This window comes from Cryptosporangium sp. NPDC051539 (assembly GCF_044454545.1).
GTDB lineage: Bacteria > Actinomycetota > Actinomycetes > Mycobacteriales > Cryptosporangiaceae > Cryptosporangium.
Genome location: NZ_JBITDV010000001.1, coordinates 992959 through 1018087, shown reverse-complemented (window position 1 = coordinate 1018087; position 25129 = coordinate 992959). Strand labels below are relative to the sequence as shown.

Here is a 25129-nt window from a genome sequence, read left to right as displayed (position 1 = left end):
AGACCGAGATGAAGTTCGTCGACGAGTTCCGCGACCCGGCCGCCGCCCGCGCGCTGGTCAAGTCGATCGCCGACCTGGCCGGTGACGACGAGTACAAGTTCATGGAGGTGTGCGGCGGTCACACCCACACGATCTACCGGCACGGCATCGAGCACCTGCTGCCGGAGAACATCGAGCTGGTGCACGGACCGGGCTGCCCGGTCTGCGTGATCCCGATGGGCCGCATCGACGACGCGATGTGGCTGGCCGAGCAGCCGGACGTCATCTTCACGACGTTCGGCGACATGATGCGGGTGCCGGGTTCGCGCGGCAGCCTGCTGGAGGCGAAAGCACGCGGTGCCGACGTGCGGTTCGTGTACTCGCCGCTCGACGCGCTCAAGCTCGCGATCGAGAATCCGGACCGGCCGGTCGTGTTCTTCGCGGTCGGGTTCGAGACGACGGTCCCGTCCACCGCGGTCACGCTGGTGCGCGCGAAGGCACTGGGCGTGAAGAACTTCTCGGTGTTCTCCAACCACGTGACGATCGTGCCGCCGATCAAGGCGATCCTCGACTCGCCCGACCTGCGGCTCTCCGGTTTCCTCGGCCCCGGCCACGTCTCCACCGTCGTCGGCACGCGGCCGTACGACTTCGTCGCCGAGCAGTACGGCATCCCGCTGGTCGTCGCCGGGTTCGAGCCGCTCGACATCCTCGCCTCGGTGTACATGCTGCTCCAGCAGTACCGCGAGGGCCGCTGCGAGATCGAGAACCAGTACGGCCGGGTCGTCCGCGACGAGGGCAACCCGGCGGCGCTCGAGCTCATGGCGCAGACGTTCGAGCTGCGTCCGCACTTCGAGTGGCGTGGCCTGGGGTTCATCTCGCAGAGCGCGCTCAAGGTGCACCGCGACTACGCCGAGTTCGACGCCGAGGAGCGGTACGGCATGCCCGGTGTGCGGGTCGCCGACCCGAAGGCGTGCCAGTGCGGCGAGGTCCTGAAGGGAGCGATCAAGCCCTGGGAGTGCAAGGTGTTCGGCACCGCGTGCACGCCCGAGACGCCGATCGGAACCTGCATGGTCTCGCCCGAGGGCGCCTGCGCCGCGTACTACAACTTCGGCCGGCTGCACCGGGAGACCGCGCGGATGGTCGGCTCCCGGTGAGCTCCGGCCGCCGGCTGTTCGCGCAGTACGCCCACGCGCCCAACGCGCTGGGCTACTGCGGCCCGCCGGGGTCGGAGGCGCTGGAAGCGGTCGCCTGCGGCTCCGGCGGGGACGTCGACGTGCGCGCGATCGCCCGCCGGTTCTCCGGCGCCTGGCCCTACCAGGAGTTGATCGGCACGCTCACCGTGAAGGATCCGCTGGATCACGAGGTGGTCCGCGGATACTGGACCGGCAACGACCTCACCGCTGGCCTCGACCGGGACGTCTTCGGGAAGGCCCTGCTCGACCGGCTGGCCCCGCAGGCCGGCCACTACTGGGCGCACCTCACCGAGGACCTGCTGCCCGAGGCCGCTCCCACCCACGCGTTCCACGTCTTCGGCGTCTACCCGTGGTCGCGGCTGCTCGAGGCCGGCCCGGAGCCGCTGCACGTCCTCGACTCCTGCCGGATCGGCTGGGGCACGGTGCTCGCCGTGGAACCGGATCATCTGCGGGTCGCGGCGCGGCAGCTCGAGTACGACGACCGGGTCCTCACGCTCGGAAACGCCCGCGAGCGGCGGGTGGACCGGCTCGCGGGCGGACTTCCGTTCATCGATCAGGTCGCCGAGGGCGACGTCGTGGCGCTGCACTGGGGCTTCGCCTGCGACCGGCTCACGCCGGCCGAGGCGACCCACCTGGAGGACTCGACCCGGCGTCAGCTCGCGCTGATGGCTCCTCGTCTGGCGGGCTGAACACGCTGCTGCCGCGCACGTCGGCTTCGGTGATCGTGATCAGATCGGCCTTCGTCAGCGGACGGCTGAGCTCCACCAGGCGCTTCGCCTGGCGCAACCGGCACCGCTCGATCGCGTTGCGGACGCTGCGCGCGTGGGAGAACCGGGGCCGGCGCATCCGCAGCCCCAGGTACTCGGAGAACGCCGTGCGGGCGGCCGAGTCGAAACGGAAGTTCTCCGACGCGACCATCAGCTCGGCGATCTGCGCCAGCTCGTCGTGCGTGTAGTCGCCGAAGCCGATGTGGTGCGGCACCCGCGACGACAGACCCGGGTTGGCGGAGAAGAACGTCTCCATCCGGTCGGCGTAACCGGCGAAGATCACGACCAGGCTGGCCCGCTCGTTCTCCATCTCCTGCAGCAGGATCTCGATGACCTCCTGCCCGTAGTCGCGCTCGTTCTCCGGCCGGTACAGGTAGTAGGCCTCGTCGATGAACAGGACGCCGCCCGCGGCCCGGGCGATCGCCTCCTTCGTCTTCGGCGCGGTGTGCCCGATGAACTGGCCGACCAGGTCGTCGCGGGTCACCGTGTGCACCTTCGGCGTCCGGATGTACCCCAGCGAGTGCAGGATCCGGGCCATCCGCAGCGCGACCGTCGTCTTGCCGGTGCCCGGCCCGCCGGTGAAGCTCATGTGCAGGGTGGGCCGGGACGACTCGAGCCCGAACTGGCGGCGGGCGCGGTCGACCAGCAGCAGCGCCGCGATCTCGCGCACCCGCCCTTTCACCGCCGCGAGGCCGACCAGGTCGGCGTCCAGAGCGGCCAGGACCTCGGCCACCTGCTGGCGGACGTCGTCCGACGACAGGTCGAGTTCGCTCGCGTCGTCGAGCACGGCGGGTTCCCCGGGGACCGACGGTGCGGACGGGGCCGACGGTGCGGACGGGGCCGGCGGCGCGCCGGTGACCTGGGCGCCGTCGGGACGGTAGATCCGGAATCCGTTGTCGGGCACTGTGCTCCTTCCGCCGTCAGCCGGCGTCGTAGCGGGCGCCGGGCGGGGCCTGCGTCGCGTAGGGCGCGAACCCGTACCGCTGCCGCCGGTCGGATCCCTCGGTCCGGGTCAGCAGCAGCCCGGGCTCGACGACCGGACGCTGCACCAGGAAATGCATCGCGGTCGTCTGGCGTCCCAGCCGGGCGTCGTAGGCCAGCACGCGGACGTAGTGCTGCGGGAACGTCGAGCGGCAGGCGCGGATCTCGGCGAGGACCCCGTCGGGCTGGTCGAGATCGAACAGCGGAAGCCCCCACATCTCCCAGTAGACGTTCCGCGGGTGCGGGTCGTCGGTGTACTCGATCGAGACCGGCCAGCCGTTGAGCAGGGCGTAGCGGACCTGGGCCTCGATCTCGTCGTCGGAGAGGTCGGGCAGGTACGAGAAGGCTCCGTGGCGGAGGATCATCGTCGTCACTCCTCAGTAACTGGCCGTCGGGACGGCGTCGGGGGCATCCGTGGAGACGTAGTCGAACGTGACGTCGCCCCAGGTGGCGAGCGCGACCTCGAGCGGTTTGCAGTGCCGGGCCGCGGACTGCAGCACAGCCGGGCCTTCGCGGAGCAGGTCACGCCCGGAGTTGCGGGCCTTCACGACCGCCTCCAGCGCGACCCGGTTGGCTTCCGCGCCGGCCGCGATGCCGAGCGGGTGACCGATCGTGCCGCCGCCGAACTGCAGGATGACGTCGTCGCCGAACAGGTCGAGCAGCTGGTGCATCTGGCCGGCGTGGATGCCGCCCGAGGCCACCGGCATCACGCCGGGCATGCTGGCCCAGCTCTGGTCGAAGAAGATGCCGTTGGCCGGGTTGGCCGGGACGAAGTCGCCGCGCAGCGTGTCGTAGAAGCCCCGGGTCGTGGCCGGGTCACCCTCGAGCTTGCCGACGACCGTGCCGGCATGGATGTGGTCGACGCCGATCAGCCGGCACCACTTCGCGAGCACACGGAAGCTCACGCCGTGGGTCTTCTGCCGGGTGAACGTCGAATGCCCGGCGCGGTGCAGGTGGAGCAGCACGCCGTTGCGGCGGGCCCAGTGCGCCATCGACTGCATCGCGGTGTACCCGACGGTCAGGTCGATCATGACGACGACGCTGCCGAGCTCCTTGGCGAACTCGGCCCGTTCGTACATGTCCTCCATCGACGCCGCGGTGACGTTCAGGTAGTGGCCCTTGACCTCGCCGGTCTCCGCGGTGGCCTTGTTGACGCCCTCCATCGCGTAGAGGAACCGGTCGCGCCACCGCATGAACGGCTGCGAGTTGATGTTCTCGTCGTCCTTGGTGAAGTCGAGGCCGCCGCGGCAGGCCTCGTAGACGACCCGGCCGTAGTTGCGGGCGGAGAGGCCGAGCTTGGGCTTCACGGTGGCGCCGAGCAGCGGGCGGCCGAACTTGTTGAGGTACTCGCGCTCGATCACGATGCCGTGCGCCGGGCCCTGGAACGTCTTCACGTAGGCGACCGGGATGCGCAGGTCTTCGAGGCGCAGGGCCTTGAGCGGCTTGAACCCGAAGACGTTGCCGATGATCGACGAGGTCAGGTTCGCGATCGACCCCTCCTCGAACAGGTCGAGGTCGTAGGCGATGTAGGCGAAGTACTCGCCGGGCCGGCCCGGGACCTCGTCGACGCGGTAGGCCTTGGCCTGGTAGTGCGTGTTCGCGGTGAGGCGGTCGGTCCAGACGACGGTCCAGGTCGCGGTCGAGGATTCGCCCGCGACCGCGGCGGCGGCCTCGATCGGGTCGACGCCCTCCTGCGGGGTGACCCGGAAGGCGGCCAGGACGTCGGTGTCCTTCGGCTGGTAGGTCGGGTCGTAGTAGCCCATGCCGGCGTAGCTCTGTACGCCCGGGTCCCAGCGGTCCTTGGTGTCCATGGGAAGTAGTGGAACCGGTGCCATACCTCTGGGACAATTGAATCTTTACCGAGTTGATCTCAGCGATTGGTTAAGCATTGGTCACCTGGGCGCGGATGCGCACGTTCGCCGCGGTGGCGCAGCACGGCAGCGTGCGGGCGGCGGCGGCGCAGTTGCACGTCACCGAGCCGGCGGTCTCGACGGCGATCGGGCAGCTAGAAGCCGCGCTCGGCGCCGAGCTGGTGGCCCGCGACGGGCGCGGGATCCGGCTCACCACGGCCGGTGAGGTGTACGCGGACTACTGCCGCCGGATCCTCGGCCTGGTCGAGGAGAGCGAGTCGGCCGTGCGGGGGGCCGGGAGCGGGCGGTTGCGGATCGGGGCGGTGGCGACCGCGAGCGAGGCGGTGCTGCCGCGGTTGCTGGCGTCGTACCGGGCCCGGTTCCCGGCGGTGGAGCTGAGCCTGTCGGTGCGGCCCCGGGACGAGTTGTTCGAGGAACTGCGCCGGCACGAGACCGATCTCGTGGTGGCGGGCCGGGCGCCGGACGGGCGCGGGCTGGTGTCGCGGGCCACCCGCCCGAACTCGTTCGTCGTGGTGCAGGCGCCCGGGGCCGGGTTCGATCCCCGGTCGGCGACCTGGTTGTTGCGCGGGCCCGGGTCCGGCACCCGGGAAACGTGCCTCGCGCTCTTCGCGCAGCTGCAGGCCGACCCGCCGACCCTGACGCTGGGGACGCACGGCGCGGTGGTGGCGGCCGCGAAAGAAGGCCTGGGCGTCACGCTCGTCCACGCCGACGCGGTCGCCGGCGATCTGGTCTCCGGGGCGCTGGAACGGCTGGCGGTGGCGGGGACGCCGCTGGCGAGGCCGTGGCACGTGACGACGAACGCGGTGCCACCGGCGTCGGCGGTGCGGTTCCTGGCCCACATCGGGTCGGGGGAGCAGGTGGGGGAGGCCGCGTTCCACCTCCGGAACCGCCCGCGCGGGTGAGCCGGGGGTGGCCGCGCGCCGCTGAGCATCGCGGCATGGAGAACAACACGCACGATGCAGACCTCGGCCCGCAGGCCACGGCGGCGCGGCTCGTCGCGCCGGGACGCGGGATCCTGGCGGCGGACGAGAGCATCCGGACCATGTCGCAGCGGCTGGCCGCCGAGGGGGTCGAGCCGACGGCGGAGAACCGGCGGGCCTACCGGGAGCTGCTGGTGACCGCGGACGGGCTCGGGGAGACCGTCGCCGGGGTCATCTTCTGCGACGAGACGCTGGGCAGCACGCTGGCCGACGGGACGCCGTTCGGGCCGGCCTGTCTCGACCGCGGCATCCTGCCCGGGATCAAGGTCGACACCGGGACGATGCCCGACGCGGACGGCGTGCTGATCACCCAGGGCCTGGACGGGCTCGATGCGCGGCTGGAAGCGGCGGCCGGGCGGGGGGCCGCGTTCGCGAAGTGGCGGGCGGTGATCGCGGTGGACTCGGTGCGCGACCGCTCGCTGCGGGAGAACGCCGCCGGGCTGGCTCGGTACGCGGCCGCCTGCCAGGCGCACGGCGTGACCCCGATCGTCGAGCCGGAGGTGCTGTGCAGCGGTGCCCACGGTCTGCGGGAGTGCGCGGACGTCACGGAGTGGACGCTGACCGCGGTTTTCGAGGAGCTCGATCGGTGCGGGGTCGACCTGGCCGGTATCGTCCTGAAGCCGAACATGGTCACGCCCGGTCTCGACGGGCCGCCCGCCACCGCGTCCGCCGTCGCGGAGGCGACGCTCGGGCTGCTGGGCAGTTTCGTGCCCGCCACCGTGCCCGGCATCGCGTTCCTGTCCGGCGGCCACACCAACGCCACCGCCTGCGAGTACCTGGCCGAGATCAACGCCCTGGGCACCAACGCCCCTTGGGCACTCACCTACTCCTTCGGCCGGGCCCTGGTCAGCGACGCGCTGCACGCCTGGGCCCAGGACGGCGACACCGGGGCCGCGCAGAAGATCCTGCTCGCGAACTGCGCCCGGGCTTCGGCGTCCCTAAGCCAGCGGTAGTTCCACCAGCACGGCCGCGCCCCGGCCGGCGACCGAGTCGATCCGGAGCGTCGCGCCGATCAGGGCGGAGCGCTCGGCGATCGTGGACAGCCCGAAGTGGTCGCCGAGTTCGCCGGCCTGGCGGGCCTCGCGCACGGCCTGCACGTCGAACCCGACCCCGTCGTCGGTGATCCCGAGCACCACCGCGTCGCCGACCCGCCGCAGCGACAACACGACCCGCCGCGCCTCGGCGTGCTTCACCGCGTTGTTGATCGCCTCCTGGGCGATCCGGTACAGCACCGCCGACGCGTGGTCGGGCAGGCCGGCGAAGAGCGCCGGATCGTCGCCCCGGAACTCCACCTCGAGCTGCGGCACCAGCCGGGTCAGCGACTCCAGCGCGGCCACCAGGCCGAGATCGTCGAGGATCGGGCTGTGCAGCCCGCTGATCGCGGCGCGGGTCTCGTCGTAGGCCAGCCCGGCCAGCTCCCGCGCGGCCTCGATGTCGGCGAGCGCGTCCCGGGCCGCCGGGTCGTCGGCCCGGCCGCTCAACCCCACGTGGGCCGCCGACAGGTGGAACGTCAGCGACGCCAGCGCCTGCGTCACCCCGTCGTGCAGGTCGCCGGCGATCCGGCGTCGCTCCGCCTCCTGCGCCGACACCGCCTGCGCGATCAGCCGGTCCTGCTGCGAGCGCTGCTCCTCCGCGGCGCCGAGCAGGTCCTGTGCGTACAACCGCAGCCCGACGAGGTCGGCCAGCCGCTGGGCCCGGGCGACGTCCGCCGCGTCGAACGGCCGGCGGTCGTGCCGGTGCACCGAGACCACGGCGACGATGGCCCCGGCCAGACCGTGGGCGGGTACGCACAGCCGGGCCACGACCTGTCCGGGCTCGATCCCGAGGATCGTCCGGTGGACGGTGTTGCGCGGTGCGTCGTCGACGATCGTCACCGAGTTGCCGTTCTGCGCGACCAGGCCGGCCACCCCGTACCCGACCGGGATCCGCAGCGCGCGCTCGGCCGCGCCGGCTTCCGGATGTGCCGCTCCGACGGCGAGAGTGGCGTCCTCGACGACGAACACGATCGCGCCGCTGGCGTCGAACACCTCGGTGAACAGGCGCGCCACCATGCGCAGGTCCAGCTCCACCGGGCCGACCAGTAGCCCGTGCAGCGCCGCGAGCTCGATCACTGCACCAACCCCTCCCGCAGGGCCAGCGCGATCGCCGCACCCCGGTCGGACACGCCGAGTTTCCGGTACACGCCACGGACGTGCGTCTTCACGGTGTCCTCGCTGATCACGAGCTTCGCGGCGATGCCCCGGTTGGAGTGGTTCGCCACCAGCAGCGCCAGCACCTCGCTCTCGCGCTGGGTCAGCCCGAGGCGCGCGCCGGGCCAGAACTCACCGGCGTTGAGCTTCGCCGCGGACATCGCGATCCGGCCGGCCAGGAGCGGGTCGATCACGACCTCGCCGTCCACGACCCGGCGCAGGTGCGCGACGAGCTCGGTGCCGTCGACCCGTTTCACGACGTACCCGGACGCCTCGGCCCGCAGCGCCCGGTACAGGTACTGCTCGTCCTCGTAGACCGTGAGGAACACGACGTGCACGTCCGGGTTCGTCGCCTTCACCTCGCGGCACAGGTCGAGCCCGCTCTCCTTGCCCAGCCGTAAGTCGCACAGCACGACGTCCGGACGCTCGGACGCCACCACGCGCAGCGCGTCCGCGGACCTCGTCGCGGTGCCGACGACCCGCACCTCGTCGGCGTGGTGCGCGAGCATCGCCTCGACGCCGTGCAGCACCATCTCGTGGTCGTCGGCCAGGACGACGCGGATCACCGGCGGTGTCCCCTCGGTTTGCGCCATGTCGTGCAGCGTAAGCGGCAACAGGGCCACTGACCGGCAAGGACGCCGAAGTCACCACCGGGCCCACCCGCTGGGGGGAGCCGGTGCGGCGGTCCGGGCACCGAAGCTGGAACGGACGACGATCGCATCGGGAAGGACCGGCTCCTTGTCCTCGCCAAGCCGCATCATCCCCTCCGTACTGCCGGCCGACTTCTCCGCGCTGGGCGCGGAGGTCTCGGCACTCTGCGCCGCCGGTGCCGACCGCATCCAGTGGGACGTCATGGACGGCGTCTTCGTACCCAACCTGACGTTCGGGCCGGACGTGATCGCGGCCGCACGGCCGCACTCGTCCGTGCCGTTCGAGGCCCACCTGATGGTGACCGATCCCGACCGCGACATCGCGCGGTACGTGGACGCCGGGTGCGACCTGGTGATCGTGCACGCGGAGGCGTGCCCGCACCTGCACCGGACACTCGGGCTGATCCGCGACCTGGGAGCACGGGCCGGGGTCGCGCTCAACCCGGCGACGCCCGCCGGGACGCTCGCGCACGTGCTGGACCTGACCGACCTGGTGCTGGCGATGACCGTGAACCCGGGGTTCGGCGGCCAGCGGTACGTCCCGGCGGTCGAGCCGAAGCTGGTGGAGTTGCGACGCCTGATCGACGCGTCGGGGCTCGCGATCGAGCTCGAGGTGGACGGGGGCATCAGCGACGCCACGATCGCGGGCGCGGCCGCCGCCGGCGCCGACGCGTTCATCAGCGGCAGCTGGCTCTACGGCCATCCCGGTGGCAAACGTGCCGCGGTCGCAGAGCTCCGCGCGATCGCCGACGCCGCGCGCGGCCGGCAGCAGAGGGAGGTGGCGTGATGGCCACGACCTCATCCGCGACCGCGGCGGCGCTCCCCGGCGCGTTCGGGCCGGACGACGTGGACTCGCTGGCCGTGGAGACGATCCGGTTCCTCGCCGCGGACATGGTGGAGGAGGCGAACAGCGGGCACCCGGGCTTGCCGATGGGTGCGGCGCCGATGGCCTGGACGCTGTTCAGCCGGCACCTCCGCCACGACCCGTCCCGGTCCGACTGGGCCGACCGGGACCGGTTCGTGCTCTCGGCCGGACACGGCTCGGCGCTGCTCTACGCACTGCTGCACCTGTTCGGGTACGACCTCCCGATGGACGAGCTCCGCCGGTTCCGGCAACTCGGCTCCGCCACCCCTGGTCATCCGGAGTTCGGCCACACCGACGGCGTCGAGACCACCACCGGCCCGCTCGGCCAGGGCCTGGCCATGGCGGTCGGCCTCGCGCTCGCCGAGCGCATGCAGGCCGCCCGCTACCCGGACCTGACCGACCACCACACCTGGGCCCTGGTCGGCGACGGGTGCCTGATGGAGGGCGTGAGCCACGAGGCCGCCTCGCTGGCCGGGCACCTCGGGCTCGGACGGCTCGTCGTGCTCGCCGACGACAACCGGATCACGATCGACGGTGACGTGGAGCTCGCGAGCTCGGACGACCAACTGGCCCGGTTCGCGGCCTACGGCTGGCACGTGTCGCGCGTCGACGACGGCACGGACCTGGTCACGATCGACGCCGCCCTGACCGCGGCGAAGGCGGATCCGCGGCCGAGCCTCGTCGCGGTCCGCACGCAGATCGGCCACGGCGCTCCGGGGGTCGAGGGCACCGCCAAGGCCCACGGTTCGCCGCTGGGCGCCGAGGTCCTGGCCGCGGCGCGCCGGCGGATCGGCTGGCCGGAGGAGCGGTTCCACGTGCCGCAGGTCATCCGCGACCGATGCGCGGCCCTGGCGGCCCAGGGCGCGGCCCACCGGGCGGCGTGGGAGCAGCGCTGGAAGGAGTTCGCGGCCGCGTCACCGGGCGAGGCCGGGGAGTGGCAGCGGCGGCACGCGCGCCGGCTCCCGGAGACGCCGGTCAGCATCCCGCTCGGTGCGGCGCGGGCCACCCGGGTGGCGTCCCGGGAGGTGCTCCGGTGCGCGTCCGAGGTGCTTCCGGAGCTGGTCGGGGGCTCGGCCGACCTGGCCGGTTCCACCGGCACCGACATCGGGGCGACCGCCCTCACCCGGGACGACTTCTCGGGCACCCGGATCAACTTCGGGATCCGCGAGTTCGGGATGGCCGCGGTCCTGAACGGGATCTCGGTGCACGGCGGCTTCCGGGTCTACGGGAGCACGTTCCTGGTGTTCAGCGACTATCTGCGGCCCGCGCTCCGGCTCTCCGCGCTGATGCGTCAGCCGGTCGTCTACCTGCTCACCCACGACTCGGTCGCGGTCGGCGAGGACGGCCCCACGCACCAGCCGGTCGAGCACATCGAGTCGCTCCGGCTGATCCCGAACGTGGCCGTGCTCCGGCCGGCCGACGACGCCGAGACGCTCGAGGCGTGGCGGATCGCGCTGGAGCGCACCGACGGCCCGACGGTGCTGATCCTGAGCAGGCAGTCCCTGCCGCCGCTGCCCGCTACCGGGCTGCGTGACCTGGCGGCCACCGGCGCCCGGACCGTGCACGACCCGGAGAACCCGGACGTGGAACTGCTGGCCACCGGGTCCGAGGTCCATCTCGCTCTCGCGGCCGCGGACCTGCTCGCCGCCGACGGCGTGCGGGCCCGGGTGCGGTCGGTGCTGTGGCGCGAACGCCTCCCGGACGTCGGCAGGCGAGACCCCGGCGCGCTGCCGAGCGTCAGCATCGAGGCGGGCGTCAGCCAGGGATGGCGCGGGCTGGCCGACACGTCGGTCGGGGTGGAGACCTTCGGGGTCTCCGGACCCGGCGAGCAGGTGCTCACCTACCTCGGCCTGACGCCGGAGGCAGTCGCGGACCGGATCCGGAGGAGCTGACGATGCTGGAGAAGATCATCAAGATGACCCGCTCGGAGCAGCAGGGTGCGCCCCGGCCGGTCATGCTCGCGATCGCGGGCGACTCCGCGTCCGGGAAGACGACGCTGACCAAAGGGCTGGTCGAGGCGGTCGGGCCGGAGCGGTGCCTGTCGATCTGCGTGGACGACTACCACCGGTACGACCGGGAGGAGCGCCGGGCGCTGCCGTTCACGCCGCTGCATCCGGACTGCAACTACATCGACATCATGGAGCAGCACCTGCAGTTGCTCGCGCTGGGACGGCCGATCCTCAAGCCGGTCTACGACCACGCGACCGGGCGTTTCACCCGGCCGCAGTACGTGGAGCCGAAGGAGTTCGTGATCATCGAGGGGCTGCACCCGCTCTCGACGAAGCTGACCCGCGCGTGCTTCGACGTGACCGTGTACCTCGATCCGCCGGAGCCGATCCGGCGGGGCTGGAAGGTCGATCGCGACTGCCGGAAGCGCGGCTACACCGAGGCGCAGGTGCTGGCCGAGCTGGAGCGGCGGGAACCGGAGTCGCAGAAGTTCATCCGGCCGCAGCGGCGGTTCGCCGACATCGTGGTCCGGTTCGCGCCGATCGCCGGGCGCGACGAGCCGCCGGGCACGCCGCTCTCGGCCGAGCTCCTGCTCCGGCCGACGATCAAGCACCCGGCGCTGAGCAGCGTGCTGACCGACGACCACCGGGACGCGATCCACCTGAAGATCATGCGCGACCAGGACGGGACGCCGACCGACTGCCTGCACGTCCACGGCCCGGCGTCGCAGGAGGAGGCGCGGCACGTGGAGAAGGCGATCTGGGAGGAGCTGGAGGCCACGCACGGTCTCCCGGAGCGGATCGGCGAGATCAACCCCGGCGACCGCAGCGAACCTCTCGCGATCACCCAGCTGATCCTGCTGTACCACCTGCTGCAGACGAAGACCGGCGCGTGAACGTCCCCGGACGACGACCGTCGCGTGTAGCTCTCGTATAGCGCGGCCGGGTTTCCTGACCGGACTCCGGCGGCACGGGGAGGCCACATGAAACTCTGGCGGACCGCGGCGGCGCTCTTCCGGCGGCGGGCTCCGGTCTCGGGCGGCACCGTGACCTCGTTCGTCGTCCGGCCCGCGCCCGATCCGGGCGGCCTCACTCCGCCGACGTCGTACCGGGTGTCGTGGCCTCCCGGATACGCCGACGACCGGCCGATCCGGCGGCGGGCGCACACGCAATGGCTCTACCTGGTCGAAGACTTCGACAGCCGGGCGGCGGCGCTCGAGTTCCTGCGCGGCTGCGAGGTCCGGGACGAGCGCGTCTACGTCATCGCGCAGTCGCCGGAGGGCAACCTCGGCCTGGACCTCGTCATGATCTTCGAGGAAGTGGACGGGTCGTTCGTCGAATTCGCCGAACGAAGTCCCCTTCCGGCCCCGCAGGTCTCGCGGGAGAACTGCCATCGATGCGGGTACTCGGTGATACCGGTGGGCCGGCCGCCCGAGGGCACGACGACGATCACGCTCGCACTGGACGACCTGGAGACCATGGGAGCCGGCTTCCGGTGCCCGTCGTGCGGTGCGCTCACCTGCGCGCGGTGCTACCGAGCGACCTCATCGCCCCTGGGCCGGGGTCTTCTGGAGAAGCGGTGCCTGCTCTGCGAGGGCGAGCTCGGCTTTTTCCACGGGTGACGGGAACCGGCGCGTCCCGGGCCGCGTCGAAGGCGCATGATGCGGACCACGCTGCTCGTCCTGTGCGTTCTGGCCCTGACCGGCTGCACCGCGCGGCCGGCCCCGGACGTCACGCCGGTTTCGGTGGCCGCCTCGCCCGGCGCCGCCCTCACCGGCAAATCCTTCGAGGCCGTGGAGGTGACCGAGAACGGTGCCCGGCGGGCGCTGGTGCCCGGCACCACGATCGAGGTGCGCTTCGAGGCGGACCACACCGTCGTGGCCGAGGCCGGCTGCAACCGGCTCACCGCCCCCGTCGCGATCGGCCGCGCCCGTCTCGACGTCGGCCGGATCCGGACCACGGACAAAGACTGCAGGGACGCGCTGCTGGCGCAGGACCACTGGCTGGCGGTGTTCCTCCGCGCCAACCCGTCCTGGCGGCAGGAGGCGTCCGGGGTGGTGCTCGAATCCGGCCCGACGACGATCCGGCTGGCGCCGCCCGCCCCCGCCCGGCCGGAGGCGATCGTCGGCATCGAGTGGGTGGTCTACGGCCTGACCGACGCCATGAGCGAGACCGGCACGCCGCCCGGTCTCGAGCCGCACCTGACGTTCGACGGCACGCAGGTCGTCGGAGACACCACCTGTGCGCAGCTGCGGGCTCCGGCGGTCGTGGGTCCGGGCACCATCGACCTGGGCCCGGTCGTGCTGACCTCCGTGCGCCCGTGCCCGAGCGCGGCCAGCACACTCCACCGAGCCGTGACCGACGTACTCCGCGCGAACACCAGGCTCACCTACACGCTCGACGGCGCGCGCACCCTCCGCCTCCGGTCGGGCGACCCGGGCCTGCTCCTGCGCCCCCGCTGATGCCCGCTGACGCCCGCTGACCCGGCGACGCGGGTCACGACAGCCCGGCGTACACGCCCGCGGCGTTCCCGCCCAGCACCAGCGGGACGACGTCGTCGGGGACGACAGCAGCGATCGCGCGGGCGTTGAGGGCCTGACCGGGGACGCCGGGCCAGTCGGTGCCGAAGATCCACTTGCGCGACAACCGGCCGAGATCGAACTTCGCGTAGTACTCGGGCAGGCGCTTGGGCGGCAGGCCCGACAGCTCGATCCAGACGTTCGGCCGCGACAGGGCCAGGAACGCCGCCGCGTCGTACCACCAGCCCCGCCCGCCGTGCGCCAGCACGACCGTCAGCGACGGGAAGTCGCGCAGCACGGTGTCGAGGAACACCGGGTCGGCGTTGGCATTCGTCGAGCCCGGGAAACTACTGGTGCCACAGTGGACGATCAACGGGATCCGCCGCTCGGCCAGCACCGAGTAGGCCGGGTACAGCGCCGCCTCGTCGACGCGGAAACCGCCGTGCACCGGGTGGAGCTTCAGCGCCGCCGCGCCGCGGTCGAGCTGGCGGGTCAGCTCCCGCGCGATCGGATGGTGCAGGTGCGGGTTGACGTTCGCGACCGGCCGGAACCGCTCCGGGTTGTGGTCGACGAGCGGCAGCAGGTCGTCGAACTCCTGGTACCCGGTGGCCTTCGGGCTGTACTCGCAGAACAGCAGGGCGGTGTCGACCCCCTCGTCGGCGAACAGCCGGTCGAGCGCCGCCGGGCGCGGACGCCCGCCGGCGTCCCAGATCTCGTCGAGGACGCCGCCGCGGCCGAAGTCGCGGGCCCAGTCCGTCCAGGCGGGTTTCAGCGAGCCGAGTACCGGGACGTGCACGTGCGCGTCGATCAGCCGGTGACCGTCCAGCATCAGGCGTCCTTCCGTTCGAGCGACTCCCACGCCGCCTGCGCCCGGGGTGCCCAGGTCGCGTGCCGCTCCCGGAATACCTCCGCGGCCCGGTGCCCACTCCATCGCGGCGGCAGCAGCTCGCGCGGCAGCCCGGGATCGAGCAGCGGGAACCGGCGCCACTCCTGCACGAGCCGGATCTGGGCCAGCAGCGCCTGCCGGTCGGTCCGCGGCCGGCGGCGTCCGACCAGCTCGACGAACGACTCGTAGCGGGCCTCGATCTCGTCGAGATCCCAGGCCGCGCGGGTCAGCGACCGCACGTCGCCGATCTGGCCGGCGGCCGCCACGAACGACCAGCTGCCCTCGAGCAGTCCGAGCGCCTGGAGCACCCGCCAGACCTCGTCCTCGCGATCGGTCCAGGGTGTGACCCAGGTGACGGTGTTCAGCGCGCCCAGACCGGCCCAGCCGAGTTGCGTCCGGAGTTTCTGCCGCAGCGCGCGCTGGTTCTCCGGCGTGTTGACGCTGGTCACGAGCCAGCGCCGGTCCCACACGCGCTCGTGGGTGGCGAAGCCGAAGATCCGTTCGGTGCCTTCGCGCAGCAGCCGCACGCCCGCGTCGGTGAGCGACCACTGCGTTTCCCGGCCGACGCGGGAACCGGAGATCCAGTTGCTGTCGGCGGTGCGCATGATCGCCTGCCTGGTCGCTTTCTCGGCGATCTCCATCTCGCCCATCAGGTCGAGCAGCGCCGCGGTCCAGACCGGGCGCCCGGACGGCAAAACGTACTCGCCCAGGATCGTCAGCAGGAGGCTGGGCGCGCTCGCCGCACCCAGTTGCTGGCGCCGGGTCACGTTCGGGGCGGTCACCACCGCATCCTAACGGTCTACATACGTCCGTAGGGCTTGCGATATCCATGTAGCACGTCCACGATGAGGGACGAGCTCCCCGGACCGCAACCCGCTGGAGGCGGCGTGATCGAGGTCGACTTCGATACCAGCCCCGCCGCGTACCGGCACTGGTCGCTGGCCGTCGACGGCCAGGTCGCCACGTTGACGCTGGCCGTCGACGAGAACGGCGGCCTGGTGCCCGGCTACGCGCTGAAGAGGAACAGCTACGACCTGGGCGTCGACATCGAGTTGCACGACGCGCTGCAACGCATCCGGTTCGAGCACCCGGGCGTGACAGTGGTCGTCGTCACCAGCGGGCTGGAGCGGATGTTCTGCGCCGGGGCGAACATCACGATGCTGGCGGCGTCGGCGCACAGCTGGAAGGTGAACTTCTGCAAGTTCACCAACGAGACGCGCAACGGCATCGAAGACTCGTCCGCGCACTCCGGGCTGACGTTCATCGCGGCGCTGAACGGGTCGGCGGCCGGTGGCGGGTACGAGCTCGCGCTGGCGTGCGATCAGATCGTCCTGGTCGACGACAACTCGTCGGCGGTGTCCCTGCCCGAGGTGCCGCTGCTGGGGGTGCTGCCCGGCACCGGCGGGCTGACCCGGGTGGTCGACAAGCGTGGGGTCCGCCGCGATCGGGCCGACGTGTTCGCCACCACCGCCGAGGGCGTGCGGGGCAACCGGGCGGTCCAGTGGCGCCTGGTCGACGCCGTCGCGAAGGCACGCGACTTCGACGCCGAGATCGCCCGCCGGGCCGCCGAGGCGGCCGCCCGCCCGTCACCCCGGGGCGCCCGCGCCGGTGACCCGGCCGGCGTGACGATCACCGCGTTACGGCGGGAGGAGACCGACCGGGGGTTCGCGTATCCGCACGTCCGGGTGGAGCTGGATCGCGACGCGGGCACCGCGGCGATCACCGTCGCCGGGCCCGACGCGGTACCGGCCGGCCCGGGTGCGCTGCACGCGGAGGGAGACCGCGCGTGGCTGCTGGCGACGACCCGCGAGCTCGACGACGCGATCCTGCGCCTGCGCACCAACGAACCCGCGCTCGGCACCTGGCTGCTGCGCACCGCGGGCAACGCCGCAACCGTCGCGGCCTACGACGATTTCCTGCTCGCGCACCGGTCCGACTGGCTCGTCAACGAGACGATCGGGTTCTACCGGCGCACGCTCAAACGGCTCGACACCACCTCACGCACGTTGTTCGCGCTCGTCGAGCCCGGATCCTGCTTCGCCGGCTCCCTCGCCGAGATCGCGTTCGCGGCCGACCGCCAGTTCATGCTCGCCGGGCAGTTCGAGGAGCACGAGAACCCGCTGCCCGCGGCGACGATCCGCCTCGACGGGTTCAACACCGGCCCGCTGCCGATGGGCAACGGCCTCACCCGTCTGCAGACCCGCTTCGTCGGCAGTGCCGACGCGCTCGCGGCGGCGCTCGGGGCCGCCGGGAAGGACCTCCTCGCCGAGGAGGCCGACGACCTCGGCCTGGTGACGACCGCGCCCGACGACCTCGATTGGGACGACGAACTGCGCCTCGCGGTCGAGGAGCGCGCCAGTTTCTCCCCGGACGCGCTCACCGGGATGGAGGCCAACCTGCGGTTCGCGGGGGCGGAGACGCTCGAGACGAAAGTGTTCGGGCGGCTCACCGCCTGGCAGAACTGGATCTTCCAGCGGCCGAACGCCGCCGGGCCGGAGGGCGCGCTGCGCCGGTACGGCACCGGCACGCGTGCCGACTACGATCGGAAGCGAGTCTGACATGGCGGAGATTGCCGACGCCCCGGTCCCGACCGGCCCGATGTCGCGCATCGACTACTCCGAGCGCATCCCGAACAACGTCGACCTGGCCGGAGACCGGCGCCTGCAGCGGGCGCTCGAGAGCTGGCAGCCGAAGTTCCTCGACTGGTGGCAGACGCTCGGCCCCTCGATCCCGACGCAGGACGTGTACCTGCGCACGGCGATCGCGGTCGGTCGCGACGGCTGGGCCCACTTCGACCGGGTGCCGATGGAGCAGTACCGCTGGGGGATCTTCCTGGCCGAGCGAGACCCCGGGCGCACGGTCGGCTTCGGCGCCCGGAAGGGCGAACCGGCCTGGCAGGAGGTGCCCGGCGAGTACCGTGCCGACCTGCGGCGACTCATCGTCATCCAGGGCGACACCGAACCGGCGAGCGTCGAGCAGCAGCGCCACCTGGGGATGACCGCGCCGAGCCTCTACGACATGCGGAACCTCTTCCAGGTGAACGTGGAGGAGGGACGGCATCTCTGGGCGATGGTCTACCTGCTGCACGCGTACTTCGGCCGCGACGGGCGGGAAGAGGCCGAGGAACTGCTCAAGCGGAACTCCGGCGATTTCGACTCGCCCCGCATCCTCGGCGCGTTCAACGAGGAGACCACCGACTGGCTGTCGTTCTTCATGTTCACGTACTTCACCGACCGCGACGGCAAGTACCAGCTCGGCACGCTCAAAGAGTCCGGCTTCGACCCGCTGGCCCGCACCTGCCAGTTCATGCTCAAAGAAGAAGCGCACCACATGTTCGTCGGCACCACGGGCGTGCAGCGGGTCGTCCAGCGCACCGCGGAACTCATGAAACGGCACGACACCGACGACGTGTGGGAGTACGGCGGCATTCCGCTGCCGGTGATCCAGAAGTACCTGAACTTCCAGTACTCGGTCTCGATGGATCTGTTCGGCGCGGAAACGTCGTCGAACGCGGCCGCGTACTTCACCGGTGGCCTCAAGGGTCGCTGGATGGAGAGCAGGCGCACGGACGATCACGTGCTGACCGGCCTCACGATGGACGTCCCGACGGTCGTCGACGGCGCGTTCTCGACGAAGACCGTTCCGATGCTGACCGCCCTCAACCTCGACCTGCGCAACGAGTACGCGGCCGACTGCGCGACCGGCGTCAAGCGCTGGAACACCGAGCTCGAGAAGGCCGGCGTCGAGGCCCGGCTGTACCTGCCGCACGAGGGCTTCAACCGGCGGGTCGGGGTGTTCTCGGGGTCCTGCATCCGGCCCGACGGGACGTTCGGAGACTCGGTCGAGGAGTTCCTGCCGTCGGCCGACGACCGGGCCCGGGTCGCCGCGCTGATGGTTCCGCACCACGACGCCGGCGACTTCGCCGGCTGGATCTCTCCGCCCGCGTTCGGCATCAACGATCTTCCGGTCGAGTACGACTACGTGCGTTTTCCCTGAGGGGGTTCGAAGCGTGGCCACCTTCAATGCGGCCGAGTGGCTCGTCGGGCGGCACGCGCCCGGGAGACGCGCGATCACCGCGATCGACCTCGACGGTTCGGTCCGCGAAGTCACCTACGGCGCGCTGGCCGCGTCCGTGCGCGAGTTCGCCGGCGCGTTGCGCTCCGCGGGCCTGCGTCCCGAGGAGCGCCTGCTGCTCTGCATGGGTGACTGCCCGGAGCTGGTGACGGCGTTCCTCGCCGGGCTCCGGCTCGGCGCGGTCCCGGTGCCGGTCAGCACGATGCTGACGTCGAAGGACCTGCGGACGCTGGCCGAAGACAGCCGGGCCCGGATCGTGGTGTTGTCGTCGGAGTTCGCGAGCCTGGCACCGGTGCTGTCGGGCCTGCCCGACCTGGATCACGTCGTCGTGCTGGCCGGCGACGCGGGGTTGCCGGGCGTCCTCGGCGTGCCGGTCTGGCCCTGGGAGTCGTTCCTGGCCTCCGGCGGCACCGCGGACGTCTATCCGACCACCGAGGAGTCGCCGGCGTTCTGGCTCTACACGTCGGGCACGACCGGGACGCCGAAAGCCGCCATGCACCGGCACGGGTCTCTGAAAGACACCGCGGAGACGTACGCGAAAGACGTCCTGGCGATCGGCCCCGACGACGTGTGCTTCTCGGTCGCGAAGTTCTTCTTCGCCTACGGGCTGGGCAACAGCATGACGTTCCCGTTCTCGGTCGGAGCGTCGGTGGTGCTCGACCGGTCGCGGCCCTCGCCGAAGGGGACGCTGCGGGTACTGCAGGAGCACCGGCCGACGCTGTTCTTCGGTGGCCCGACCTACTACGCGGCGCTGCTCGCCGCCGGTCTGCCGCGGGACGCGTTCGCGTCGGTGCGGGAGTGCGTTTCGGCGGGAGAGGCGTTCCCGGCTCCGCTGTTCTCCCGGTTCTGCGAAACGTTCGACGTCGAGATGCTCGACGGCATCGGGTCCACGGAGATGCTGCACATCTTCATCAGCGGCCGGCCCGGCCGGACGCGGGCCGGCGCGACCGGGGAGATCGTGGACGGCTATCGCGCGAAGATCGTCGACGACGACGGGGCCGTGGTGCCCGACGGCACGCCGGGGCACCTCTACGTGCGCGGCTCCTCGGCGGCGACCGGCTACTGGTCGCGGACGGAGGTGACCCGCCGGGTCTTCCAGGGCTCGTGGGTGCGCACCGGTGACACGTACGTCCGCTCCGCAGACGGTTACTACACCTCGCTGGGGCGGACCGACGACATCATCAAGGCCGGAGGCATCTGGGTGTCCCCGACCGAGGTGGAGGAACGACTCCGTGCTCATGCGGACGTCGTCCAGGTGGCCGTGGTCTCGGTGCCGGACGCCGCCGGGCTCGACAAGCCGGTGGCGTGCGTGGTCCTGGCCGAAGGATCCTCGACGACCTCCGACGACCTGGTGCGGTTCTGCCGGGAGGGCCTGGCGTCGTTCAAGCGCCCGCGCCACGTGCTGATCTTCGACGCGATGCCGGTGACCGCGACCGGCAAGCTCCAGCGGTTCCGGGTCCGGGAGATCGCGGTGAGCCGCCTGGCTCCGGAGGCCTGAACCGGCCGGCCGGCGGGAACGCGAACAGGTAGATCGGGCTGAAGAAGCACCACACGGTCGGGACGACGGAGTTCGTGACCGGAGCGGTGTGCTGCGGGTCGGCGAGGCTGAGCGTCATCGTCACCGAATCGTCGCCCGGGTAGTTGGGGTCGTAGAGGCGCAGCGTGAGGTCGGGAACGGACGGAAACGACGAGTTCGAGAACCGGAAGCCGGACGAGCGGGGAAGGAACCCGCTGACCGACCTCCGGGTGATGACGGTGTTCGAGGCCCACAGCGCGGTCCCGCCGGGCCGGTAGACGACCAGGTTGCCGTCGTCCTGGAGCACGAGGAACGCGCCCGGATGCCCGTCCGTCCCGGTGGCCCACACGGCCTGACCGGCCGCGCCGTAGACGACGAAGTTGCCGTCGGTCTGCATGACGGCCGTCGTTCCGGTGCTCGTCGCCGTGGCCCAGCGCGCTGCCCCGGACGCGCGGTAGAGCACGAGATTGCCGTCGCCCTGCAGCACGAGCCGCGATTCCTGGTCGCCCGAAAGGAGCTCGCCGCCGACGGCGAAATTCTCACCGGGGTGGAGTTGATCGGTCATTCGACGCCCCCTCGGCCGTGTCTTCCGGTGATGGTGGGCGACGGAGGCGTGCACTCCTAGCCGCACAATTGCGTATGGCGCCGGGCTCGGCGGGAGTGGACACTCACCGGAAATCCGATGGCCCGGCCGGGGAGTGGGCTCCACACTCGGGTGGTGCGCGGAATCAGCAACCGTGACTACAGTGATCTCCTGGATCTGGCCGTCACCGTGCAGAGCGAGCAACCCGGTGGCCCGCCCTGGCCCCTGCTGACCGAGTCGGCCCGGACGCTGCTGCGCGGCCGGGTGGGAGCGATCGGCGAGTTCGATCTGGCAACCGCGGGCGCCCAGCAGGTCATCGGCTGGACCGACGACCGGTCACCGTCGCTTTCCGGGTCCCGCGTCCGGGTCGAATCGGCCATCCGCCGGCACGGTCTGGACTATCCGCCGGTGCGCGCGGTCGCGGCCGGCCGGCAGCAAGCGTTCCGCAATTCCGACCTGGTCAGTTGGTCGAGCTGGCGCCGCGACCCCACCTACCGGGTGGCGGACGAGAACTTCGATCACTGCGTCTGGTCGTTGATCATCCCGCTGTCGTACGCGGAGGGCCGGGTGCGCCTGCTGGCGACCGCCCGTTCGGGTTCCGACTTCACCGAGCGCGAGGTGACGCTCGCCCGGCGGGCCCAGCCGCTGCTCGTGCAGGTGGAGCGTCAGGCCCGCGTGTGGCAGCGGTTGCTGCGGGAACGACGGTGCGCCTGCGGCTCCCCGCCGTCGGCCGAGGAGCGGCTGCAGGCGGCCACCGACGCCGGCCTCACCCCGCGCGAATGGACCGTGCTCAGCCTGCTGGCGACCGGGATGACCGCCCGGGCCATCGGTCACCGGCTGGGCATCACCCCGTCGACGGTCTCGAAGCACCAGGAGCGGCTGTACCGCAAGCTCGGCACCCGCGACCGCACGGCCACGGTCGTGCTGGCCCAGCACCGGGGGCTGATCGGTACGGCCGTGCACCCGGGGGAGCACTGCTCGATAGTGGACCGATGACCGACCTCGGCGACCGGGAGTTCTTCGCCCAGCTGGGCGCGCGACCGGGGATGTACGTCGGCCGGCCGTCGTTCGCGGCGGTCAGCGCGTTCCTCCTCGGCTACGACCAGCACGCGGCCCGGCACGGCGAACCGGCGCTGGCCGGCTGGTCCGAGTGGCTCAATGCCCGCCGGGGAAAGGAATGCAACCACGCGTGGCCGGGCGTCGTCCTGCACCTGGCCTTTCCCGACGGCTGGGCCCGGGACCTGCCGCCCGACGACGACGCGCACGCGGTAGCCGTGCTGTTCGGCCTGCTCGACGAGTTCCTGGCTCAGCGGGAGTGCTGAGCGCTGAGCGTCTGGTTCCGGCCCGCCTCGGAACGTCGTTCCGCTGGTTGCTCGCGTCGACCTGGACCACGAACCTGGGCGACGGTGTCGCGGCCGCCGCCGGGCCGCTGCTGGTCGCGTCGCTGACCGACGACGTGTTCCTGATCTCGCTCGCCGCGCTGCTGCGCTGGGCGCCGCCGCTGGTGTTCGGTCTGTACGCGGGCGTGCTGTCCGACCGGCACGAGCGGCGCCGGATCGTGATGCTGGCCGACGGCAGCCGGACCGCGATCCTCGCCGTGCTGGTCACGCTGCTGGTGACCGGTCACGCCACCGCGACCGGCGCGTTGCTGGCGCTGGGGTTGCTCGCCACCGCGGAGGTGTTCGCCGACAACACCGCGGCGACGCTGACGCCGATGCTGGTGCCGCGCGACGACCTGGCGCTGGCCAACGCTCGGCTGCAGGTCGGATTCGTGTCGTTCGACCAGCTCGCGGGCCCGCCGATCGGGGCCGCGCTGTTCGCCGCCGGGCACGTCTGGCCGTTCGTCACCCAGGCCGTGCTGGTCGCCGCCGGGGTGATGCTGGTGTCCCGGGTCCGGCCGCCCGCGGCCGCGCCCCCGGCCCGGAGCAACGCCCTGCGCGAGATCCGCGACGGCCTCGCGTGGACCGTACGGCACGCCGCGATCCGCACTCTGGTCCTGACGATCCTGATCTTCAACGTGACGTTCGGCGCCGCCTGGTCCGTGCTCGTGCTCTACGCCCATGACCGGCTCGGCTTGGGTGCGGTCGGGTTCGGCCTGCTCAGCACCGCGACGGCGGTCGGCGGCCTGGTCGGGACGGGGATCTACGGCTGGATCACCGCCCGGGTGAGCCTCGGCAACGTGATGCGGATCGGCCTGATCCTGGAGACGCTGACCCACCTCGCGCTCGCCGTCACGACGTCCGCTCCGGTGGCGCTGCTGGTGCTGTTCGTGTTCGGCGTGCACGCGTTCGTGTGGGGGACCACGTCGATCACGATCCGGCAGCGTGCCGTCCCGTCGCACCTGCAGGGGCGGGTCAACAGCGTCCACACGATCTGCACGTACGGCGGGCTGGTCGTCGGCTCGGCGCTGGGTGGCGCGCTGGCCGGCGGGCTCGGCGTGACGGCGCCGTTCTGGTTCGCGTTCGCCGGTTCGGCCGTCTTCGTGGTCCTGCTCTGGCCCCAGCTGAACCGGATCGCCCACGCCTCCGGAGGGCCCCGGAGCTGACCACTGCTCGCTCTCCTGGTGCGTCGGTCAGGTGGGGAAGCGGATCTGGGTCGCCCGCCGCGACGGTTCGGACGCCCGGCCGCTGACCCAGGGCAAGGCGGAGTACGACATCGCCGCCGACCTGGATCTCGATTCCGTACGTCGAGGGCGAGGGCGGCGGCACCCCGTTCTTGACCTGGTCGAAACTGGGCGTTCCCGGCAGGGACGACCTCTACCTGCTCGCCGACGTCCAAGCCATGGTCTGAGCGGTGGTGGCGCCGGGTGGCGGGAGGTTGCGATCCTCGACGAGGGATGGTTCCGGTCGACCACAGTCGGGGGCGCGGCGATGACGGGTGTGACGTGGGCTCGGCTCACCGGGGTGTCCTACCTCGGGCTGGCGCTCACCGGGTTGCTCGGGTTCCTGACCGTCCGGCCGATGCTCTACGTCGACGGGGACCCGGCAGCCACCGTCAGCAATCTGGTGGAACGGACCGGCCTGGCGCACGTCGATCTCGCCCTGGAGCTCGGTGTGGTCGTGACCCAGGCGGTGACCGCGGCGCTGTTCTACCGTCTGTTCCGCGAGTTCGCGCCCGACGCGGCCTGGGCGCTGGCCGCGTTCGGGCTCGCCAACGCCGTGGTCGTGCTCGGCAGCGTCGTGGCGCTCTCGACGGCGGTCACGGTGGCCGGCACCGCGAGCCTCGCCCCCGGCGGTGACGTCGGAGCGACGGTTCAGCTCGCGCACCACGTCAGCGCGACGCTCTGGCAGGTCGGGGCCGTCTTCTTCGGGCTGTGGCTGATCCCGATGGGCTGGGTCGCGGTCGTGTCGGGCCGGTTGCCGAAGATGCTCGGCCGGCTGCTCATCGTCGGCGGCGCCGGCTACGTGCTCAGCGCGTTCCTCGACCTCGGCCTGGCCGACGCCCCGGCGGTCCTGGTCGGCGCGCTGGCGGTACCGGCCTCGATCGGCGAGTTCTGGATCATCGGCTACCTGCTGGTGGCCGGGATCCGTCCGCGGCGGAGCGAGGTGTCCGCGTGACCGCGATCGTCGGGGTCGTGCACGGCGGGGCGGTGCACATCGGCGGGGACTCGGCCGGGGTCTCCGGGTACGTGATCCACCCGCGGGCCGACGCCAAGGTGTTCACGACCGGCGCGTACGCGTTCGGGTTCACGACCAGTTTCCGGATGGGCCAGCTCATCCGCTGGGCCTGGACGCCGCCCGGGCCCCCGGCGAGCGACCTCGACCGTTTCATGGCGACGACGTTCATCGACGGAGTGCGGGAGTGCCTCAAGACCGGTGGCTGGGCCGGCAAGGAGAACGAGCGCGAGACCGGCGGGGTGTTCCTCGTCGGAGTCGCCGGGCGCCTGTTCTCGATCGACTCCGACTACCAGGTCGGGGAGTCCGCGCTCGGGTACGACGCGGTCGGCTCCGGCGACGAGATCGCGATGGGGGCGTTGTACGCGACGGCGCGGAGCCGGATGAGCCCGCGCAAGCGGCTGGAGGTCGCGCTGGAGGCGGCCGAGCGCTTCAACGGCAACGTCCGGGGCCCGTTCAACTTCGTGTCGACGCCGGTCGACTGACGGGACCACCGGAACCGCGCCGCGCGCCGAT

Annotated in this window: 25 protein-coding genes; 17 read left to right on the top strand and 8 right to left on the bottom strand. The window is 71.9% G+C overall.

The annotated features are described in order from the left end of the window. Nucleotides 1-8: 8 nt before the first annotated feature. Together hypD and ACIBZJ_RS04800 are read left to right on the top strand one after the other, a co-directional pair. Nucleotides 9-1133 carry a hydrogenase formation protein HypD gene (gene hypD / locus ACIBZJ_RS04805; protein ID WP_395925514.1) on the top strand — a complete coding sequence of 375 codons (1125 nt, stop codon included), beginning with the start codon at nt 9-11 and terminating at the stop codon, nt 1131-1133. After that, nucleotides 1130-1861 carry a DUF6390 family protein gene (locus ACIBZJ_RS04800; protein WP_395925512.1) on the top strand — a complete coding sequence of 244 codons (732 nt, stop codon included), beginning with the start codon at nt 1130-1132 and terminating at the stop codon, nt 1859-1861. The genes hypD and ACIBZJ_RS04800 overlap by 4 nt, the downstream gene beginning before the upstream one ends. Here ACIBZJ_RS04800 and ACIBZJ_RS04795 read toward each other — a convergent pair. The 3 genes from ACIBZJ_RS04795 to ACIBZJ_RS04785 are packed head-to-tail and all read right to left on the bottom strand — an operon-like array spanning nt 1782 to nt 4731. Then, a complete protein-coding gene (locus ACIBZJ_RS04795; RefSeq protein ID WP_395925510.1) occupies nt 1782-2843 on the bottom strand; it encodes an AAA family ATPase in 1062 nt (353 codons plus the stop codon). The two genes, ACIBZJ_RS04800 and ACIBZJ_RS04795, sit on opposite strands and share 80 nt — an antisense overlap. Before the next feature lie 16 nt (nt 2844-2859). After that, nucleotides 2860-3285 carry a ribulose bisphosphate carboxylase small subunit gene (locus tag ACIBZJ_RS04790; protein ID WP_395925508.1) on the bottom strand — a complete coding sequence of 142 codons (426 nt, stop codon included), beginning with the start codon at nt 3283-3285 and terminating at the stop codon, nt 2860-2862. A 12-nt stretch (nt 3286-3297) separates the two neighbouring features. Further along, nucleotides 3298-4731, bottom strand: a complete 1434-nt coding sequence (locus tag ACIBZJ_RS04785; protein WP_395925506.1) for a form I ribulose bisphosphate carboxylase large subunit — start codon at nt 4729-4731, stop codon at nt 3298-3300. A gap of 95 nt (nt 4732-4826) precedes the next feature. Between ACIBZJ_RS04785 and ACIBZJ_RS04780 the strand changes: the two genes are divergently transcribed. Together ACIBZJ_RS04780 and ACIBZJ_RS04775 are read left to right on the top strand one after the other, a co-directional pair. Then, the gene (locus ACIBZJ_RS04780) at nt 4827-5693 is read left to right on the top strand and encodes a LysR family transcriptional regulator (RefSeq protein ID WP_395925504.1); all 867 of its coding nucleotides are present in this window, start codon (nt 4827-4829) and stop codon (nt 5691-5693) included. A 35-nt stretch (nt 5694-5728) separates the two neighbouring features. Beyond that, complete coding sequence (locus ACIBZJ_RS04775) at nt 5729-6724, top strand: class I fructose-bisphosphate aldolase (protein ID WP_395925501.1); 996 nt, start codon at nt 5729-5731, stop codon at nt 6722-6724. Here ACIBZJ_RS04775 and ACIBZJ_RS04770 read toward each other — a convergent pair. Beyond that, entirely contained in the window at nt 6710-7882 is a 1173-nt protein-coding gene (locus ACIBZJ_RS04770) for a GAF domain-containing sensor histidine kinase (protein ID WP_395925499.1), read from the bottom strand. The genes ACIBZJ_RS04775 and ACIBZJ_RS04770 overlap by 15 nt on opposite strands. Continuing rightward, complete coding sequence (locus ACIBZJ_RS04765) at nt 7879-8553, bottom strand: response regulator (protein WP_395925497.1); 675 nt, start codon at nt 8551-8553, stop codon at nt 7879-7881. The genes ACIBZJ_RS04770 and ACIBZJ_RS04765 overlap by 4 nt, the downstream gene beginning before the upstream one ends. Nucleotides 8554-8698: 145 nt before the next feature. On the opposite strand from ACIBZJ_RS04765, the gene rpe reads away from it, so the two are divergent. From rpe to ACIBZJ_RS04740, 5 genes are all read left to right on the top strand, one after another. After that, a complete protein-coding gene (gene rpe, locus ACIBZJ_RS04760; protein WP_395925494.1) occupies nt 8699-9397 on the top strand; it encodes a ribulose-phosphate 3-epimerase in 699 nt (232 codons plus the stop codon). Then, nucleotides 9397-11367 carry a transketolase gene (gene tkt, locus ACIBZJ_RS04755; protein WP_395925492.1) on the top strand — a complete coding sequence of 657 codons (1971 nt, stop codon included), beginning with the start codon at nt 9397-9399 and terminating at the stop codon, nt 11365-11367. Before rpe ends, tkt begins: the two co-directional genes overlap by 1 nt. A gap of 2 nt (nt 11368-11369) precedes the next feature. Further along, entirely contained in the window at nt 11370-12317 is a 948-nt protein-coding gene (locus ACIBZJ_RS04750) for a phosphoribulokinase (protein WP_395925490.1), read from the top strand. An 87-nt stretch (nt 12318-12404) separates the two neighbouring features. Beyond that, nucleotides 12405-13043, top strand: a complete 639-nt coding sequence (locus ACIBZJ_RS04745) for a hypothetical protein (protein ID WP_395925486.1) — start codon at nt 12405-12407, stop codon at nt 13041-13043. Between the two features lie 36 nt (nt 13044-13079). Further along, nucleotides 13080-13883: an META domain-containing protein gene (locus ACIBZJ_RS04740; RefSeq protein WP_395925484.1), complete on the top strand. Its 804-nt coding sequence runs from the start codon at nt 13080-13082 to the stop codon at nt 13881-13883. A 34-nt stretch (nt 13884-13917) separates the two neighbouring features. Here ACIBZJ_RS04740 and ACIBZJ_RS04735 read toward each other — a convergent pair whose 3' ends face one another. Both ACIBZJ_RS04735 and ACIBZJ_RS04730 read right to left on the bottom strand, forming a co-directional pair. Further along, nucleotides 13918-14769 (bottom strand): amidohydrolase family protein, encoded by an 852-nt coding sequence (locus tag ACIBZJ_RS04735; RefSeq protein ID WP_395925482.1) that lies wholly within the window; start codon nt 14767-14769, stop codon nt 13918-13920. Next, a complete protein-coding gene (locus tag ACIBZJ_RS04730; protein WP_395925480.1) occupies nt 14769-15608 on the bottom strand; it encodes a PaaX family transcriptional regulator C-terminal domain-containing protein in 840 nt (279 codons plus the stop codon). The genes ACIBZJ_RS04735 and ACIBZJ_RS04730 overlap by 1 nt, the downstream gene beginning before the upstream one ends. Before the next feature lie 63 nt (nt 15609-15671). On the opposite strand from ACIBZJ_RS04730, the gene boxC reads away from it, so the two are divergent. Genes boxC through ACIBZJ_RS04715 form a run of 3 tightly spaced genes read left to right on the top strand, consistent with a single transcriptional unit; the run spans nt 15672 to nt 20398 of the window. After that, nucleotides 15672-17384, top strand: a complete 1713-nt coding sequence (boxC, locus tag ACIBZJ_RS04725; protein WP_395925477.1) for a 2,3-epoxybenzoyl-CoA dihydrolase — start codon at nt 15672-15674, stop codon at nt 17382-17384. 1 nt (nt 17385) lies between these two features. Beyond that, nucleotides 17386-18822 carry a benzoyl-CoA 2,3-epoxidase subunit BoxB gene (boxB, locus tag ACIBZJ_RS04720; protein ID WP_395925475.1) on the top strand — a complete coding sequence of 479 codons (1437 nt, stop codon included), beginning with the start codon at nt 17386-17388 and terminating at the stop codon, nt 18820-18822. 13 nt (nt 18823-18835) lie between these two features. After that, nucleotides 18836-20398: a benzoate-CoA ligase family protein gene (locus tag ACIBZJ_RS04715; RefSeq protein WP_395925473.1), complete on the top strand. Its 1563-nt coding sequence runs from the start codon at nt 18836-18838 to the stop codon at nt 20396-20398. On the opposite strand, the gene ACIBZJ_RS04710 is transcribed toward ACIBZJ_RS04715, so the two are convergent. Beyond that, nucleotides 20283-20981: a hypothetical protein gene (locus ACIBZJ_RS04710; protein ID WP_395925471.1), complete on the bottom strand. Its 699-nt coding sequence runs from the start codon at nt 20979-20981 to the stop codon at nt 20283-20285. The genes ACIBZJ_RS04715 and ACIBZJ_RS04710 overlap by 116 nt on opposite strands. Before the next feature lie 153 nt (nt 20982-21134). Between ACIBZJ_RS04710 and ACIBZJ_RS04705 the strand changes: the two genes are divergently transcribed. The 5 genes from ACIBZJ_RS04705 (at nt 21135) to ACIBZJ_RS04685 (ending at nt 25098) form a co-directional block, all read left to right on the top strand. Continuing rightward, nucleotides 21135-21995 carry a response regulator transcription factor gene (locus ACIBZJ_RS04705; RefSeq protein ID WP_395925469.1) on the top strand — a complete coding sequence of 287 codons (861 nt, stop codon included), beginning with the start codon at nt 21135-21137 and terminating at the stop codon, nt 21993-21995. Further along, nucleotides 21992-22321, top strand: coding sequence for a hypothetical protein (locus ACIBZJ_RS04700; RefSeq protein ID WP_395925467.1), 330 nt, complete (start codon nt 21992-21994; stop codon nt 22319-22321). Before ACIBZJ_RS04705 ends, ACIBZJ_RS04700 begins: the two co-directional genes overlap by 4 nt. Further along, nucleotides 22315-23544 (top strand): MFS transporter, encoded by a 1230-nt coding sequence (locus ACIBZJ_RS04695; RefSeq protein ID WP_395925465.1) that lies wholly within the window; start codon nt 22315-22317, stop codon nt 23542-23544. The genes ACIBZJ_RS04700 and ACIBZJ_RS04695 overlap by 7 nt, the downstream gene beginning before the upstream one ends. Nucleotides 23545-23869: 325 nt before the next feature. Further along, nucleotides 23870-24556: a DUF4386 domain-containing protein gene (locus ACIBZJ_RS04690; protein WP_395925463.1), complete on the top strand. Its 687-nt coding sequence runs from the start codon at nt 23870-23872 to the stop codon at nt 24554-24556. After that, the gene (locus ACIBZJ_RS04685) at nt 24553-25098 is read left to right on the top strand and encodes a hypothetical protein (RefSeq protein WP_395925461.1); all 546 of its coding nucleotides are present in this window, start codon (nt 24553-24555) and stop codon (nt 25096-25098) included. Before ACIBZJ_RS04690 ends, ACIBZJ_RS04685 begins: the two co-directional genes overlap by 4 nt. The last annotated feature ends 31 nt before the right edge of the window (nt 25099-25129 follow it).